General features: G+C 71.3%; 17 protein-coding genes and 2 pseudogenes. 4 read left to right on the top strand and 15 right to left on the bottom strand.

The window, feature by feature from the left end:
* Positions 1-16: 16 nt before the first annotated feature.
* From ACQRWP_RS29775 to ACQRWP_RS29765, 3 genes are read right to left on the bottom strand one after another with little or no spacing between them, the layout of a single operon-like run.
* Positions 17-1,108 carry a PLP-dependent cysteine synthase family protein gene (locus tag ACQRWP_RS29775; RefSeq protein WP_112680845.1) on the bottom strand — a complete coding sequence of 364 codons (1,092 nt, stop codon included), beginning with the start codon at positions 1,106-1,108 and terminating at the stop codon, positions 17-19.
* Between the two features lie 32 nt (positions 1,109-1,140).
* Positions 1,141-1,971, bottom strand: coding sequence for an SDR family NAD(P)-dependent oxidoreductase (locus tag ACQRWP_RS29770; RefSeq protein ID WP_430499499.1), 831 nt, complete (start codon positions 1,969-1,971; stop codon positions 1,141-1,143).
* A gap of 50 nt (positions 1,972-2,021) precedes the next feature.
* Positions 2,022-2,480, bottom strand: coding sequence for an Lrp/AsnC family transcriptional regulator (locus tag ACQRWP_RS29765; protein ID WP_238668705.1), 459 nt, complete (start codon positions 2,478-2,480; stop codon positions 2,022-2,024).
* Between the two features lie 270 nt (positions 2,481-2,750).
* On the opposite strand from ACQRWP_RS29765, the gene ACQRWP_RS29760 reads away from it, so the two are divergent.
* A complete protein-coding gene (locus ACQRWP_RS29760; protein WP_007454516.1) occupies positions 2,751-3,017 on the top strand; it encodes a BldC family transcriptional regulator in 267 nt (88 codons plus the stop codon).
* Positions 3,018-3,160: 143 nt separating this feature from the next.
* Here ACQRWP_RS29760 and ACQRWP_RS29755 read toward each other — a convergent pair whose 3' ends face one another.
* Complete coding sequence (locus ACQRWP_RS29755) at positions 3,161-3,790, bottom strand: UbiX family flavin prenyltransferase (RefSeq protein ID WP_091395700.1); 630 nt, start codon at positions 3,788-3,790, stop codon at positions 3,161-3,163.
* Positions 3,791-3,941: 151 nt separating this feature from the next.
* Between ACQRWP_RS29755 and ACQRWP_RS29750 the strand changes: the two genes are divergently transcribed.
* Positions 3,942-4,925: a terpene synthase family protein gene (locus ACQRWP_RS29750; RefSeq protein WP_430499495.1), complete on the top strand. Its 984-nt coding sequence runs from the start codon at positions 3,942-3,944 to the stop codon at positions 4,923-4,925.
* 21 nt (positions 4,926-4,946) lie between these two features.
* Here the strand turns inward: ACQRWP_RS29750 and mqnP are convergent, their stop codons facing one another.
* Both mqnP and ACQRWP_RS29740 read right to left on the bottom strand, forming a co-directional pair.
* Complete coding sequence (mqnP, locus tag ACQRWP_RS29745; RefSeq protein WP_430499493.1) at positions 4,947-5,858, bottom strand: menaquinone biosynthesis prenyltransferase MqnP; 912 nt, start codon at positions 5,856-5,858, stop codon at positions 4,947-4,949.
* The gene (locus ACQRWP_RS29740) at positions 5,858-7,318 is read right to left on the bottom strand and encodes a menaquinone biosynthesis decarboxylase (RefSeq protein WP_430499491.1); all 1,461 of its coding nucleotides are present in this window, start codon (positions 7,316-7,318) and stop codon (positions 5,858-5,860) included. The genes mqnP and ACQRWP_RS29740 overlap by 1 nt, the downstream gene beginning before the upstream one ends.
* A 151-nt stretch (positions 7,319-7,469) precedes the next feature.
* Between ACQRWP_RS29740 and ACQRWP_RS29735 the strand changes: the two genes are divergently transcribed.
* Entirely contained in the window at positions 7,470-8,345 is an 876-nt protein-coding gene (locus ACQRWP_RS29735) for an alpha/beta fold hydrolase (protein WP_430499489.1), read from the top strand.
* Positions 8,346-8,373: 28 nt separating this feature from the next.
* Here ACQRWP_RS29735 and ACQRWP_RS29730 read toward each other — a convergent pair whose 3' ends face one another.
* On the bottom strand, positions 8,374-8,928 hold the full coding sequence (locus ACQRWP_RS29730; RefSeq protein WP_430499487.1) for a carboxymuconolactone decarboxylase family protein: 555 nt from the start codon (positions 8,926-8,928) through the stop codon (positions 8,374-8,376).
* An 83-nt stretch (positions 8,929-9,011) separates the two neighbouring features.
* Between ACQRWP_RS29730 and ACQRWP_RS29725 the strand changes: the two genes are divergently transcribed.
* Positions 9,012-9,488, top strand: a complete 477-nt coding sequence (locus tag ACQRWP_RS29725; RefSeq protein ID WP_430499485.1) for a MarR family winged helix-turn-helix transcriptional regulator — start codon at positions 9,012-9,014, stop codon at positions 9,486-9,488.
* Between the two features lie 27 nt (positions 9,489-9,515).
* On the opposite strand, the pseudogene ACQRWP_RS29720 reads toward ACQRWP_RS29725, so the two are convergent.
* From ACQRWP_RS29720 to hemL, 8 genes and pseudogenes are all read right to left on the bottom strand, one after another.
* Positions 9,516-9,647 (bottom strand): annotated as a pseudogene (locus ACQRWP_RS29720) (DUF397 domain-containing protein); the annotation flags it as partial.
* A 17-nt stretch (positions 9,648-9,664) separates the two neighbouring features.
* Positions 9,665-9,910, bottom strand: a pseudogene (locus ACQRWP_RS29715) (Scr1 family TA system antitoxin-like transcriptional regulator); the annotation flags it as partial.
* Between the two features lie 54 nt (positions 9,911-9,964).
* Positions 9,965-10,936: a c-type cytochrome biogenesis protein CcsB gene (gene ccsB, locus ACQRWP_RS29710; protein WP_430499483.1), complete on the bottom strand. Its 972-nt coding sequence runs from the start codon at positions 10,934-10,936 to the stop codon at positions 9,965-9,967.
* Positions 10,936-12,579, bottom strand: a complete 1,644-nt coding sequence (gene resB, locus ACQRWP_RS29705; protein ID WP_430499481.1) for a cytochrome c biogenesis protein ResB — start codon at positions 12,577-12,579, stop codon at positions 10,936-10,938. The genes ccsB and resB overlap by 1 nt, the downstream gene beginning before the upstream one ends.
* Complete coding sequence (locus tag ACQRWP_RS29700) at positions 12,579-13,397, bottom strand: cytochrome c biogenesis CcdA family protein (protein WP_430499479.1); 819 nt, start codon at positions 13,395-13,397, stop codon at positions 12,579-12,581. The genes resB and ACQRWP_RS29700 overlap by 1 nt, the downstream gene beginning before the upstream one ends.
* Positions 13,397-13,966 (bottom strand): TlpA family protein disulfide reductase, encoded by a 570-nt coding sequence (locus ACQRWP_RS29695; RefSeq protein ID WP_350854418.1) that lies wholly within the window; start codon positions 13,964-13,966, stop codon positions 13,397-13,399. Before ACQRWP_RS29695 ends, ACQRWP_RS29700 begins: the two co-directional genes overlap by 1 nt.
* A complete protein-coding gene (locus tag ACQRWP_RS29690; RefSeq protein ID WP_266303973.1) occupies positions 13,966-14,613 on the bottom strand; it encodes a histidine phosphatase family protein in 648 nt (215 codons plus the stop codon). Before ACQRWP_RS29690 ends, ACQRWP_RS29695 begins: the two co-directional genes overlap by 1 nt.
* A 7-nt stretch (positions 14,614-14,620) precedes the next feature.
* Entirely contained in the window at positions 14,621-15,958 is a 1,338-nt protein-coding gene (gene hemL / locus ACQRWP_RS29685) for a glutamate-1-semialdehyde 2,1-aminomutase (protein WP_430499476.1), read from the bottom strand.
* Positions 15,959-16,013 lie beyond the last annotated feature (55 nt).

Genomic DNA, 16,013 nt, shown 5'->3' with positions numbered 1-16,013 from the left:
GGCTCCGCTGAGCGGTTCAGGCGGGCCAGGCTCCGCTGGCCAGGAAGCGGTCGATGGTGGCCAGGTGCGGGGTCAGGTCGAGGCCCTGGGCGGCCACCCAGTCGTCGGCGTAGTACGTGTCGGCGTACCGGTCGCCCGGGTCGCAGATCAGGGTGACCACCGAGCCGGTCCGACGCTCGGCGAGCATGGCGGCGATCAGGCCGAACGCGCCCCACAGGTTGGTGCCGGTGGACCCACCCACCCGGCGGCCGAGCAGCGCCGACCCGGCGCGCATGGCGGCCAGGGACGCCGCGTCCGGCACCTGGACCATCCGGTCCACCACCGAGGGCAGGAACGACGCCTCCACGGTGGGCCGCCCGATCCCCTCGATGCGGGAGCCCTTCCCGGTCCGTACCGACCAGTCGGCGGCCAGCCAGGCCGGGTAGAACGCCGAGTTCTCCGGGTCGACCACGCAGAGCTTGGTGGCGAGCCGGCGGTACCGGGCGTAGCGGCCGATGGTCGCGCTGGTGCCTCCGGTGCCGGCGCCCACCACGACCCAGGCGGGGATCGGGTGCCGCTCCAGCTCCAACTGGGCGTAGATCGACTCGGCGATGTTGTTGTTGCCCCGCCAGTCGGTCGCCCGTTCGGCGTAGGTGAACTGGTCCATGAAGTGCCCGCCGGAGTCCTCGGCGAGCCACCGGGCCTCGACCACCACGCTCGCCGGGTCGTCCACCAGGTGGCACCGACCGCCCTGGAACTCGATCTGCGTGATCTTCTCCGGCGAGGTGGAGGCGGGCATCACCGCGATGAACGGCAGGCCCAGCATCCGGGCGAAGTACGCCTCGGAGACCGCTGTGGAACCCGACGACGCCTCGACGATCGTGGTGCGCGGCCCGATCCAGCCGTTGCAGAGCCCGTAGAGGAACAGCGAGCGGGCCAGGCGGTGCTTCAGCGAGCCGGTGGGGTGTGACGACTCGTCCTTGAGGTAGAGGTCGATCCCCCATTCCCGGGGGAGCGGGAACGGCAGCAGGTGGGTGTCGGCGGACCGGTTGGCGTCTGCCTCGACGGCGGCGATCGCCTCGGTCACCCAGGTTCGGCTGGATTCGTCGCACCGGTCGAGATGAGTCACGCTCGGAAACCTAGCAAGCGGGCCAGCGGCGGTCAGCGCCGGTCCGGTGGCGTTGACCTGCGGCGTTGGCGTCGCTGACCGGCGCGGCCGGCGGCCCGGACGAGCGGGGTCAGTGCGACGGCCAACCTGGGCAGTGCGTCCAACAGGCGCACCTGCGCTCCCCGCCAGCGGGGCAGGCTGACCACCGGACGTGGCCGGCGGGCCAGCCGAACCGCCCGGGCCGCCACCTGCTGCGCGGTCAGCATCGATCCGGTGAACGAGGCCACCGCCCCCGGGTCGTCCAGCCGGTCGTGCAGCATGGGGGTCCAGATGCCGTCCGGGCAGAGGCAGGAGACGTGCACCCGCCGGTACCCGGCCATCCGCAGGTCGGACAGGGTGCCGAGGCTGAACGCCAGCAGCGCGTGCTTGCTGGCCGCGTACACCGTCTCGCCGGGCGCGGCGACCAGCCCGGCCAACGAGACGACGTTGAGCACGTGGCCGTGACCCTGCCGGCGCATCACGGTCAGCGCGGCGAGGGTGCCGTTGATGGCGCCGTGGGTGTTCACGTCGAGCACCCGACGGCGGGTCGCGGCGTCGTGTTCCCACGACGCCCCGGTGACCAGGATGCCGGCGTTGTTGACCCAGAGGGCGAGATCGCCCCGGCCTGCCGCGTTCGCGGCGGTGGCGGCGCAGGCGTCCTCGTCCCGGACGTCCAGGGCGGCCGACCAGCCGCCGAGTGGCGCCGCGGCGCTCTGCACCGCCGCCGGGTCGAGGTCGGTGAGCAGCACCGGCCAACCGTCGGTGTGCAGCGCGGTGGCGATGGCGCGGCCGAGGCCGCCGGCAGCGCCGGTCACCACGGCCACGGGACGCGCCGGCGGGGTCATCGGCGCACGCTACCGCCGGCCGCCCGGGCGACACCAGGGGTACGCGGCGGTCAGGCCGCGGGCGAGCCGACCGGCTGGGGGCGGTTCTCCCACTTCGTGGAGAGCGCGATGGCGGTACGGGTGGAGGCCACCCCCGGCGTCCGGTTCAACCGCACGATCAACTGCTCCAGCTCGGCGATCGTGCCGACCCGCGCCTTGAGCAGGAACGACTCCACGCCGGCCATGAAGTAGCAGGATTCGATCTCGGGCAGCACCCGCAGCGACTCGAGCATGTCGTCGGTGTCGGCGCCGGAGTCCTCGACGATGCCGATCAGCGCGGTGACACCCAGCCCGATCGACTCCGGGGCCACGTCCGCACGGTAGCCCCGGACCACGCCGCTGCTCTCCAGCTTGCCGACCCGCTCGTGCACGGCCGGGGCCGACAGGCCCACCTGTCGGGCCAACTCGGCGTACGAGAGGCGGGCGTTGCCGCGCAGTAGGTCGACGAGGCTCAGGTCGATGGCATCCACAGAGAGTGACCTTAACCGTTGACACGTAACGTGCGGCCTTCGGCACCCGTTGGACTGAGCGGTGAGTCACTGTTCATAAACCGCCGGTCAGGGCAGAGGTAGCACCAGTAACATTACTAACTCCCCACTCAGTGCATTTTTCGCGTTTGGGCGGACAGGCCATGTCCCTGGTGCTGTAATTGCCATACGTCCCTCATGACGGCTCTGGGCTACGCACCAGCCGGGGGCAGTGTGTTCAGCCGGGGGCTTCGTCGACGCGAGGAGGGGGCTGTGGACACTGGAGATCGCCTGCTGACACCGGGTGAGGTCGCCGCGCTGTTTCGGGTAGACCCGAAAACTGTGACGAGATGGGCGGCGGCCGGCCGGATAGGAAGCATCCGGACTCCAGGCGGGCATCGCCGGTTTCGGGAATCCGAGGTGCGAGCCCTGCTTGAGGGGGAGGGCATGCTGGACGAGGTGGATGAGGTCGGTAAGCCACGCAATGTGGGGCCGGCGGCATCCACGGGGCCGGGTCCGGCCAACGCCGGCATGTACTGAACTGGTGCGGACAACGCCACGCGGACCGGACACCAGTCCGGTCCGCGTCCCGCTTCGGCCAGGCGCCGGGCGGCAGCACCACTCGTGCTGAGCGGCACTATCGTGCCCAGCACGAGCGGACGGCTCAGCACGAACGGGACAGCTCAGCTTCGGGCTGCGCCGAGCTGGCCGGACCACCGCCGGAACAGGGTGTGCGGGACGCCGAGCGCGTCCAGCACCTTGCCGGCCACGAAGTCGACCAGTTGCTGCGCGCTGGCCGCCGCGCCGGCACCGTAGAAGCCGGGGCTGGCCGGCAGCACCACCGCGCCCGCGTCGTGCAGGGCGATGAGGTGCTCCAGGTGGCTGCGGGTCACCGGTGTCTCCCGGGGGACCAGCACCACGGGACGGCGTTCCTTGAGGTTGACCTCGGCGGCGCGCTGCAACAGGTCCTTGGAGAGCCCGATCGCGATGCCCGCGCAGGCGGCGGTGCTGGCCGGGACCACTGCCATCCCGCGTACCCGGTAGGAGCCGCTGCTCGGCCCGGCGGCCAGGTCACCGGCCGGCCAGTGCCGCACATCCGCCGTGGTCAGGTCCCGGTCGAGCCAGGCGGCGAGGTCCTCGGCCCAGTGCCCGTCCCGGAAGGGTCGGCCGGTCTCGTCGAGCACTGTGAGTCGTGCCGCCCGGGACACGATCAGGTCCACCGGCTCGCCCGCGTCGAGCAGCCCGCCGATGACGGCCGCCGCGTACGGCGTACCGGAGGCACCGGAGACCCCGACCACCCATGGTTCCCGCATGCCCCCAGCCTGCCTGGTCCGGCTGGTCCGCCGGTTGGCACCCCCGGGGTTGGGCCGGTCCGACATGTCCGGCGGGTACCTGCGCATCCCGCCGACCTGACATGCTGCCGCTGGCGATTCGCACCGGAACCATCTCGAAGAGGAGGCATCGGTGACGACCGGCGAGATCCTCCGGGCGCTGCGTGCCGAATGTCCGATCCCGCCCCGGCTTCCGCACCACGCCGATCGTGTGCAGGACTGGCTGCTCGGTCTGCTGCCCGAGCTTGGCCACTCACTGGACGACGCCGCGCTGCACCGGCTGTCCCGGGGCGCCTTCGCCCGGTACGCCGGGCGGCTCTACCCGGCGGCGACCGAAGCCGACCTGCGGGTGCTGGCCGCGCTGTTCACCTGGTTCTTCCTGGTCGATGACGCCTGCGACGGGCCGCATAGGTTGACGCCGGAGCAGATCCGGGCGCTGCGCAACGGCACACTGGCGCTGCTGCACGACGGCACCCGGCTGCGGCAGACCGGGCTGACCGGCCCGCTGCGGCGACTGCTGGTGCTGGCCTGGCGGGAGCCGCGCCGCCGGATGCCGGCCCGGTGGCGGCAGCGTTTCGCCGACGCCGTGGCCCGACACCTCGACGGCACCTGGCAGGAGGCCGTCAACAAGGAGGCCGGCCGCCGTCCCAGCGTGGACGAGTACGTCGAGCTGCGTCGGTCGACCTCGGCGGCGGAGGTGTCGTACCCGCTGGTGGAGTTCGTCAGCGGGCGGCCGTTGCCCGACCCGGTCTACCACCACCCGCTGCTGCGTCAGATCGCCCGCACCGGCAACGACCTGCTCTCCTGGTACAACGACATGGCCTCGCTGGAACGGGACCGGGTGACCGCTGGCGGGCACAACCTGGTCCTCGCCATCGAGGCCGAACTGGGCGTGCCGGAGGCGGAGGCGGTCGAACGGGCGGCCGAGCACTGGAGGGAGGCGATGCGGCGCTTCGTCGCGTTGCGAGCCGCGGTGCCGTCGTTCGGCCCGGCCTTGGACGAGGCGGTCGCCGACCATCTCGACGGGATCGCGAACGCCGTGCGCGGGACGGTCGACTGGACCTTCGAGAGCGCCCGCTACCCCGTCAGCGCCACCCCGCCCGCCTCAGGGCCGTAGGCCGACCCGGACCACCCAGCCTCAGGGCCGCAGGCCGAGCCGGATCACCAGGTCGAGCAGCGCGAAGAGGAACAACGCGATGCCGACGAACCCGTTGGCGGTGAAGAACGCCCGGTTGACCTTGCTCAGGTCGGTCGGGGTGACCACCAGGTGCTGGTAACCGAACGCCACAGCAGTCAGCGCCAGCCCGATCCACCAGAGCCAGCCGAGACCGATCAACGCGCCGAACCAGATGAACAGGGCGAAGGTCACCACATGCGCGACGGTGGAGGCGTGCAGCGCGAAGCGCCGGCCGTACCGGGCGGGCACGCTGTGCACGCCGATCTCCCGGTCGATCTCGGAGTCCTGGCAGGCGTAGATCAGGTCGAAGCCGCCGATCCACAGCCCCACGGCCGCGCCGAGCAGCCAGGCCGGCCCGGAGCCGTCCAGGGTGCCGGTGACCGCCAGCCAGGCGCCGACCGGGCCGACCGCCTGGGCGATCCCGAGGATGGCGTGCGGCCAGTTGGTGAACCGCTTGGCGTAGGGGTAGACGACCAATGGCACCACGGCGAGCGGCGCGAGCACCAGGCAGAGCGGGTTGAGCAGGGCTGCGGCGACCAGGAAGACCACAAGTGCGACGGCCGCGCCGGTCCAGGCCGTCCGCACGCTCACCGCTCCGGTGACCAGTTCCCGGCCGGCGGTACGCGGGTTCCGCGCGTCGATCTTGCGGTCGAGGATCCGGTTGGCGGCCATCGCGAACGTCCGCGCCCCGACCATCGCCACGGTGATCAGCAGCAGGTCGAGCCACCGTACGCGCCCGCCGGAACTCTGCATCGCGGCCAGCGCCGAGAGGAACGCGAACGGCAGCGCGAAGACGGAGTGCTCGACGGCGACGAGCTTCAGGAAGGACTTGGTCCGGCCCGGCTTCGCCGTCGGTGCGTCGATGACGGCCATCAGATTCCGTACTCCTTCCAGCGCTTGTCGACCAGGGCAGTGACCTCGGGGGCCATGCTCATTTCCTCCGGCCAACCGCGGGTGTAGCCCTCGGTGGGCAGCTTGCGGGTCGCGTCGACGCCAGCCTTACCGCCCCAGAACTGCTGGTACGACGAGTGGTCGAGGTGGTCCACCGGACCCTCGGTGAGCAGCAGGTCGCGGGCGTAGTCGACGTTGCCGAAGGCCCGGAAGGCGACCTCGTTGTAGTCGTGCACGTCGCAGTCCTCGTCGACGATCACGATCAGCTTGGTCAGCGACATCAGGTGCGCGCCCCAGATCGCGTTCATCACCTTCTGCGCGTGCTTCGGGTAGCGCTTGCGGATCGAGACGATCGCGCAGTTGTGGAAGACGCCAGCGGCCGGCAGGTCGTAGTCGACGATGTCCGGGATCATCAGCTTGAGCAGCGGCTGGAAGATCCGCTCGGTGGCCTTGCCGAGGCCGTGGTCCTCCTGCGGCGGCTTGGAGGTGACGATCGAGTGGTAGACCGGCTTGCGCTGCATGGTCATCGCCTCGATGTGCAGCACGGGGAACGGCTCGACCGGCGTGTAGAAGCCGGTGTGGTCGCCGAACGGCCCCTCGGGCAGCCGCTCGCCCGGCTCCAGGTAGCCCTCCAGCACGATCTGCGCGTGCGCCGGCACCTGCAACGGCACGGTGAGGCAGTCGACCATCTCCACCCGCTCGCCGCGCAGGAACCCGGCGAACAGGTACTCGTCGATGTCGCTGGGCAGCGGCGCGCTGGCCGCGTACGAGACGACCGGGTCGCAGCCGATCGCGATCGCGACCGGCAGGCGCTGCCCGAGCCGCTCGGCGACCGCGTGGTGCGCCGTCGAGTCCTTGTGGATCTGCCAGTGCATGCCCAGGGTGTTGCGGCCGTGCTGCTGGAGTCGGTACAGGCCGAGGTTGCGCTTGCCGGTCTCCGGGTGCTTGGTGTGGGTCAGCCCGTAGTTGTGGAAGATCCCGCCGTCGTCGGGCCAGACCTGCAACCCCGGCAGCCGGTTGAGGTCGACGTCCTCACCCCGGTAGACGACCTCCTGGCAGGGGGCGGTCTTCACCTTGCGCGGCGGCACCGACTTGAGCTGCATGACCTTGCCGAGGCCCTCCCGGATGCCCGACCAGCCAACCGGCAGCTCCGGCTTGATCAGCGCGCCGATCCGGGCGCCGACCTCGTCCAGCGAGTCGACGCCGAGAGCCATCGCCATCCGCTTCTCGGTGCCGAACAGGTTGATCGCCACCGGCATCTCGCCCCGGGTCGGACGCTCGAAGAGCAGCGCTGGGCCGCCGGCCCGCACCGTGCGGGTGACCACCTCGCTGATCTCCAGAGTCGGATCGACCGGGACGTCGATCCGGCGCAACTCCCCCGCGCGCTCCAGCGCCGCGATGAAGTCCTTGAGATCGGTGTACGGGAAGCCACGAGCCGCCATGTCGCCCAGTCTCCCGCACCGGCTTCCGCACGGCCCAAGCCGGGTGCTGTGACGCTCGCGATGACCCCTGGGTGAACGTTCGAGCGCAGATCCCGCAGGCATGGCGGTGGGTTGAGCGGGTAGCCGGGCAGCCGGCGGACGGAGGCGGCGAATGGGTGGGGATCGGGTTCCGGCGGGGTTCAGCGAAGAACGGGCGCGGGTCGGCCAGATCACCATGAACTACGTCCGTGGGGGTGCCGGCCCGCCACTGGTGTTGCTGCACGGGTATCCGCAGTGCTGGTACATGTGGCGGCACCTGCTGCCCGAGTTGGGGCGCTCTTTTGAGGTGGTCGCGCCCGACCTGCGCGGCTTCGGGGGCAGCGACGCCCCGGACGGCGGATACGACAAGAAGACGGTCGCCGCCGACCTGCACGGACTACTCGACCAGCTCGGCCTGGACAGTGACCTCCGGCTGGTCGGACACGACCTGGGGACCATGGTGGCGTACGCGTACGCCGCCGCCCATCCGCAGCGGGTCAGTCGGCTGGCGCTCACCGAGGCGCCGATCCCCGACGAGAGCATCTACACGTTCCCCGCGCTCACCTCGGCGGGGCCCGGGGTGTGGAACTTCGGCTACTTCTCCCTCGGCAACGGGCTTCCGGAGGCGTTGGTCGACGGGCGGGAGTCGCTGTGGGTGGACAAGTTCACCGACGCGCTGATGGTGCGCAAGGGCAGCATCGCCGCGCCCGACATCGAGGAGTTCGCCAGCCATCTGCGCGACCCGGCGCATCTGCGGGCCAGCTTCGCCTACTTCCGGGCGTTCGAGCAGGACATCGCCGACAACGCGGCGTACCGGGGCACGAAGCTGACCATGCCGGTGCTGGCCGTCGGGGCGGCGGCCAGCCTCGGCGGGCAGATCGCCGAGCAGGTTCGCCGGTACGCCGACACGGTACGCGGCGAGGTGATCGAGGACTGCGGGCACTGGCTGTACGAGGAGCGTCCGGACGAGATGCTCGCCCTCCTGCGGGACTTCCTTCAGGCGGCCTGAGCAGGGGTCCGCAGGCAGGTGTCCTCGGTCAGGCGGCGGGCGACCAGGCGTGGGCGGCCAGTGGCGGGTCGAGCGGCGCCCGGGTGAGCCGGTTGGCGAAGGTGGACATGGTGTACGCGCCGACACCGAGCACCACGTCCAGCGCGTGCCGGGGCTGGTAGCCGGCGGCCAGGAAGTCGTCCATCTCGTCGTCGGGCACCGCGCCCCGGTGGTCGAGCACGGCCAGCGTGAAGCGGCGCAGCGCCTCCAGGCGCGGGTCGGGCAGCACCGAGCCCGCACGCAGCGCGGTGATCAGCTCGGGGGTCGCGCCGAGTCCGGTGAGCTTGCCGGTGTGCAGGGCGACACAGAAATGGCATTCATGACTGGTGGAGACCGTCAGGATGACCACCTCCCGGTCCAGCGGGGCGAGGTCGGTCTGCTCGAAGCCCGTGCTGGCGGTGAGGAAGCCGGTAAGCAACTGCGGCGAATCGGCCATCAGGGCCACCGGGGTGGGCAGCCAGCCGAACCGGCCGCGTACTCCCTCGATGGACCGACGGGCGGCGGCGGGTGCGGTCTCAGCGGTGTGGGCGGTGAAGACGGACATGGTTACCTACTTTCCAGAACCTGGATCGGGGGACGTTACGATAGTCAACGTGGTTGACGAAATAGTAAACGTGGTTGTCGAAGATGGCAACCGCTGATCCCGCCCGGCCCGGTTTCCAGCTACCGCTGCTGCTGTTGGCCGGCTTCCGGACGCTGATCGACGACCTGCACACCGAGCTGGCCCGGGAGGGGCATCCGGAGCTGCGACCGCTACACGGGTTCGTGCTCCAGGCCGTCGGCCCGGACGGCACCACCGCCACCGAACTGGGCCAGCGGCTGGGCATCTCCAAGCAGGCCGCGGGCAAGACCGTCGACCGGTTGGTCGCCGTCGGCTACCTCGAACGGGTCGACGACCCCTCGGACGCCCGGCGTCGGCTGGTTCGGGTGACCCCACGCGGTGCCGACGGGCTACGCCGCTCGGCCGAGATCTTCGACCGGTTGCGGGCACAGTGGGCCGACACCCTCGGCCCGGAGCGAGTCACCGCAATGGAGGACGACCTGCGCACGATGGCCTCGGCCAACTGGTTCCGGCTCGACGTGCCCGGCTGGTTCGGTGGCTGATCGCGGGCTGCCGGGCTCAGTGGTCGGTCAGCGGGTGCGGGCCAGCTCGACGAAGGCCCGCCAAGCGGCGGGGGTGAAGGTCAGCAGGCCGCCGTCGCGGTCCTTGGAATCGCGGACGTGCACCCGGCCGGCCAGGTTGTCGGCGACCTCGACGCACGCACGAAGAGGCCGGCGTGCAGGCCCACGCCCTGCGGCAGCACGTGCACCCGGATGTGCGGGCGGCGGGCGCACGCCACCAGATGCCGGAGCCGCTCGGCCAGCACCCCGGCGCAGCCTTCCGCGAAGCGCTGCAACGCGGCCTCGTCGATCACGGCGGTGAGCTGCGGCGGGTGCTCCCGGTCGAGGATCGTCTGCCCCAGCTCGACGGCCGCCACCGCAAGATCCACTCGGGTTTCAGGGAGTCGGGCCGTCCCAGGGCGCAGGACACCCCCACTTCCTGAAAGCCGAGTGGATCAACGGCCGACCAGGCGCGGGGGTCAGTCCAGCCCGCCGTACGAGTGCAGGCCGGTGAAGAAGATGTTCACGCCGAACAGGTTCATCAGCATGGTGAGAAAGCCGAGCACCGCGATCCAGGTGGCCACGTTGCGCTTGACGCTGGGCGTCGCGCGGGCGTGCAGGTAGCCGGCGTACACCACCCAGGAAATGAACGCCCAGGTCTCCTTCGGGTCCCAGCCCCACGGCCGACCCCAGGCCGCCTCGGCCCAGATGGCACCGGCGATCACCGCGAAGGTGAAGATCGGGAACGCGAAGGCGTGCAGCGCGAAGGTCAGCCGCTCCAGGCCGACCGCGCCGGGCAGCCGCTTGGCCAGGGTGTACGGGAAACTCCGCTTGCCCTGCTCGTACCCGTTGCGCATCAGGAAGCCGACCGCAGGCACCACGCCGAGCAGGAAGATGCCGGACGCGAAGACGATCGTCGAGACGTGGATGACGAACCAGTACGAGTTCAGCGCCGGCACCAGCGGCACGATCGGCACGTACAGCACCAGCTCGGCGGTGGCGACCAGCAGCACCATCACCAGGGTGAGGAAGAGCCCGAGCTTGCGCAGCGACGGTCGCTTCCAGAGCACCACCAGCCAGGCGGCCACCCCGATGAACGTCACCGTGAGCACGAACTCGTACATGTTGCCCCAGGGCATCCGGTCCGCGGCGAGCCCACGGGTCACCAGCGCCGCCAGGTGCAGCGCGGCGGCGACCGCGGTGGCCCCGACCCCGATCAGGCCCCCGAGGCGGGCCCGCCCGGCGGGACGGTCGGCCGTGGGCGGCGACGGGACCGGCGCGGGCGGCGTCGGGACGACACCGCCGCCGGCGCCGACCAACTCGCGCGTCGGAGCCGCCGTGGCGACCCGGGTACGAACGTTGCCCAGCGCGTACTCGACGGCGTGGCCGATCATCGCGACCAGGTACGCCAGGATCGCGAAGGTCACCAGATTGTCGGAGAGTGCGGACATCACTCGGCTCCTTCTCGCACGCCGGCCCGGTCAGCGGAGTCAGCGCCAGCACCAGCCCGTTCGGTACCGCTGACGGCGGCGACCAGCTGGGTGAACTCGTCGGCGAACCCTGGATAGTCGGTACGCGGCAACCCACCGACCTCCATCAAGCTACTACCGCTCGTCGGAGATCCTTCGCCGGGGTCGGCCGGCACCACCCGGAAGAACACCCGGCGGCGCTTCCCGAACAGCGAACCCATCAGCCCGACCAGCAGCACGCCGCAACTGACCAGCAGCATCGTCGAGCCCGGGTCGTGCCGGATGGAGAGGGTGACGTACCGCTCGGTGCCCAGGAACTCGACGGTCGTGCCGTCGTCAAGCTTCCAGGTCTCGCCCTTGCGGAGCAGCTTGGTGCCGACCTCCTTGACCTTGCCGGCCCGCACCTGCCGCTGGTCGAGTTGGTAGACCGAGCCGGGGATGCCGGCGTCCAGGCCGAGGTTGCCCCGGTAGGCGACCAGGTTCAGCGCCGGGTTGCGCTCGGTGGGGTACTGCGAGCGGACGAACGGCGCCTGCTCGGGCGCCGTGGGCAGGTAGATGCCGGTGAACGCCATCTGCTGATCCGGTGCGCGCTGGCCGGTCGCAGGGTCGACGTTCGCGTCCGGGAAGGCCGCCAGCCCCTCGCTGGTCAGGCCCATGTCGCCGGTGGTCAGGAACGGTTCGTCACTGATCTGGCTGTTGCCGAACCGGTCGGTGTAGCGGATCACCGGGGCGTACCCGTGGCCGAGCAGGTAGACGCTCGCGTCGTTCAGGCGTAGCGGCGAGTTCACCGAGAAGTCGGCGCTGCGGGTCGGCTCGTCCGGGCCGTCGACGGTGACCGTGGCATTGAAGAACTCCGGCTGACCGGACGCCAGGAACCGGGCCTCGAAGTCGTCCAGCCGCAGGCAGAAGCGGGGCAGGTCCGCGCTGCTCACCTGGGGGCCGAGCTTCGCCTCGGCGTACTGCTGGCGGGTGTTGCAGAACGCGTTGTCCGCGCCGGCCACCAGCAGCCGGTTGCCGCTCCAGCCGTACCAGGAGCCGAGCGCCACGCCGATCAGCACCGCGATCAGCGAGGTGTGGAACAGCAGGTTGCCGGTCTCCTTGAGGTAGCCCTTCTCGGCGGAGACCTCGTCGCCGCGCACCTCCACGCGCCAGCGGCGCTTGCGCAGCGCCTCGGCGATCGCCGCCGCCCCACCGGGCGGGGCGGGCAGCACTGTGTGCTGCGGCAGCCGGGCCATCCGCTTCGGCGCGGCCGGCGGCCGGGACCGCAGCGTGCGGACGTGGTCGCGTAGCCGGGGTGTGATGCAGCCGATCAGGGAGGTGAACAGCAGCAGGTAGATCGCGGAGAACCAGACCGACCCGAAGACCTCGAACGCGCCGATCCGGTCCAGTCGGGGGGCCCAGTCCGGGTGGTCGACGAAGTACTCGTTGACCTTCTCCGGGCTGATCCCGCGCTGCGGCAGCACCGAGCCGGGGATGGCGGCGATCGCGAGCAGGAAGAGCAGGATCAGCGCCGTACGCATGCTGGTGAGCTGCCGCCACGAGTTGCGCAGCAGGGCCAGCAGCCGGTTCGGCCGGCGGCGTGGCGCGGGCGCCACGGTCTCCGGTCGGTCGTCGACGACCGTCATCAGATGCTCACCTCGCCCACCCCGACGGTGGTCTGCAACCAGATCACGAAGCTCTGCCATCCGCCGGTGACCAGGGCCAGGCCGATCAGGATGAGCAGAGCGCCGCCGACCCGGGTGACCCAGCGGCTGTTGCGCCGGACGGCGCGGAAGACCCCGAGCAGGCGTTCGAAGCCCAGCCCGAAGACGATGAACGGTATCCCCAACCCGAGGCAGTACGCCACGGCGAGCACCACCGCGCGGTCGCTCTGGCCGCTGGCGGTGGCCATGCCCATCACCGCGCCGAGCGTGGGGCCGGTGCAGGGCACCCAACTGAGCGCGAAGACCGCCCCGAAGACCGGTGCGCCGAGCAGCCCGGCCGACGGCAACCGGGAGATCCGGAACTCCCGTTGCAGGGCCGGGATCATCCCGAGGTAACTCAACCCCGCCACGATGACCAGCACTCCGACGCCGACCTGCAACTCGCGCTTGTAGTCGAAGAACACCCGGCCGATGCTGGCGAAGAGGATCGCGGTGGCCACGAAGACGACTGTGAAGCCGCCGATGAAGAGCAGCGTCCCGGCGAGCACCCGACCCTTGACCGCGCCTACTCGCGCGACCCGTTCCTTGACCGCGACACCCCCGGTGGCCGGCGCGGGATCGGCCGCCGGCCGGCGGCCCTCCAGGTCGGCGCCGGCCAGACCGGTCACGTACGACAGGTAACCGGGGACGAGCGGAAGCACGCATGGGGAGAGGAAGCTGACCAGGCCGGCGAGCGCCGCCGCGCCGATGGCGAGCAGCAGCGGCCCGCTGAGGGCCAACTCCCGGAAGGTGTCGCCCATCAGTTCGGCGCCGGCTTCTCGGCGGCGATCCGTTCGACGATCGGTTGCAGGCCCTCCTGCTTGACGGCGGCCCGGATCACCGCCGCGATCCGGCCGTCCCGGTCGAGCACCACAGTCGCCGGCACGCTGTTCGGCGGGATGTCCAGGGCGAGTGCCGTCTTGCTGGACGGGTCGAACAGGCTCGGATAGGTGACCCGGCCCTTCTCGAACGCCTTGGCCTTGTCCCGCGAATCCTGGACGTTGATGCCGAGGAAGTTCACCCCGGAACCCTTGGTGGCCTGGTAGACGGCCTCCAGGTCGTCCGCCTCGGCGCGGCACGGCGCGCACCAGGAGCCCCAGAAGTTGACCACCACTACCTGACCGCGCGCCTCGCTGACGTCGTAGCTGCCGCCGAGCAGCAGCTCACCGGCGACCTTCGGGGGTGCGGAGCGCTGGTCCGGTGCGCACTCGAAGATCCCGTCGGTGGTGGTCGTGCAGGTCTTCTCCTGCGCCTTCGACGACGTGCAGCCGACCAGCGCCACCGCGGCGACGGTGGCGAGCAGACCGGCGGTCCACCTCCGGGCGTTCATCAGGCCCCCTTGGCCGTCCGGGCTGTCGCGGAGAGAGCGATCAGGTGCGCGGCCGGCTCGCTGTAGCCGATGCCCACCACCTTCGCGTCGTCGAAGTGGAACGAGGTGAGGCTCGCCAGCCCGCACTGCCGCTTGCGCGGGTCGTGCCAGAGCCGCTTACGCTCGACGTAACGGCGCAACGTCCAGATCGGGAGCTGGTGCGACACCAGCACCGCCTCGCGCCCCTCGGCGGCGACCCGGGCGGCTTGCACGGCGGCGAACATCCGCTCGGCGATCACCCGGTACGCCTCGCCCCAGGACGGGGTCACCGGGTCGCGCAACACCCACCAGTTGCGCGGGTCGCGGAATGACCCGTCACCCGGGGAGACCTTCTTGCCCTCGAACCAGTTGGCGCTCTCGATCAGCCGCTCGTCCACCCCGACCGGCAGCCCGAACTGGGCGGCGATCGGCTCGGCGGTCTGCTGTGCGCGCTCCAGCGGGCTGGCCACCACGTGCACGATCTCCCGCTCCGCCAGGCCCTGCGCGGCGGCCTTGGCCATCTGCACGCCCAGCTCGGAGAGGCGGAAACCGGGCAGCCGGCCGTAGAGGATCTGGTCGGGGTTGTACACCTCGCCGTGCCGAAGCACGTGCACCACCGTCTTGCTCAAGGTTTTCTTACCCCCCGTGACCGGCCGCTGCCGCCGCGTTCGCCGCCGTGGGCAGCGCGTCGGCGATGTGTTCCAGAGCGGCGTCGTCCAGCGCCGCCGACACGAACCACGACTCGAACGCGCTCGGCGGCAGGTAGACGCCGGCGGCGAGCATCGCGTGGAAGAACGCCTTGAACGCCGGCACCTGCTGGGTGCGCGCGCTGTCGTAGTCGACCACGTCGGCGTCGGTGAAGAAGACCGAGAACATGCTGCCCGCGTACGACAGTCGGTGCGGGACCCCGGCGGCGGCCAACGCGTCGGACGCCAGCTTGCCCACGACGGCGGCCGTCTCGTCGAGGCGCTGGTACAGCGCGTCGTCGGCGAGCCGCAGGGTCGCCAGACCGGCGGCGCAGGCCAGCGGGTTACCGGAGAGGGTGCCGGCCTGGTAGACCGGGCCGGCCGGCGCGAGCCGCGCCATGATGTCCGCGCGCCCGCCGAACGCCGCGGCGGGCAGGCCACCACCCATGACCTTGCCGTACGTCCACAGGTCGGCGTCGGAGGCGTCGAGGCCGTGCCACCCGGCGCGGGAGACCCGGAACCCGGTCATCACCTCGTCCACCACGAGCAGGGCGCCGTGGGCGTGCGCGATCCGGGCGAGCTGCTGGTTGAAGCCGTCGCGGGGGGCCACCACGCCCATGTTGCCGGCGGCGGCCTCGGTGATCACCGCGGCGATGTGCTGGCCCTCGGCGGCGAACGCCTCCTCGACGGCCCGGATGTCGTTGTACGGAAGCACGATCGTCTCGCTGGCCGCCGCACCGGTCACGCCGGGCGAGTCGGGCAGCCCCAGGGTGGCCACGCCGGAGCCGGCGGCGGCGAGCAGCGCGTCGACGTGGCCGTGGTAGCAGCCGGCGAACTTGACGATCTTCGAGCGGCCGGTGAAGCCGCGGGCCAGCCGGATCGCCGACATGGTCGCCTCGGTCCCGGAGTTGACCAGGCGAACCTGCTCGACCGGGGTCCGGGCGACGATCTCGGCGGCCAACTCCACCTCCCCGGGGGTGGGCGTGCCGAAGCTGGTGCCCCGGGCGGCGGCGGCCTGGACGGCCTCCACCACCTCCGGATGGGCGTGCCCGAGGATCAGCGGACCCCAGGAGCAGACCAGGTCGACGTAGCGGCGACCGTCGGCGTCGTACAGCCACGGGCCCTCACCACGGACCATGAAACGCGGGGTGCCGCCGACCGCCTGGAAGGCGCGCACAGGAGAGTTCACCCCGCCCGGCACGAGGGCGCGGGCGCGGTCGAACAGGGCCTCGGAGGCCGGCGCGTCGGCTGGATAGCGGCCGGACCCGGCGGGAAAGATGTCGGTCACGATGCCGCCATTGTGACAGCGACGGACGGTCAACCAGCAGCCACCCCGTGGTGGG

It is taken from the genome of Micromonospora trifolii (genome assembly GCF_050516465.1).
Classification (GTDB): Bacteria; Actinomycetota; Actinomycetes; order Mycobacteriales; family Micromonosporaceae; genus Micromonospora; species Micromonospora trifolii.
This window is presented reverse-complemented; position numbering and strand designations above follow the sequence as displayed.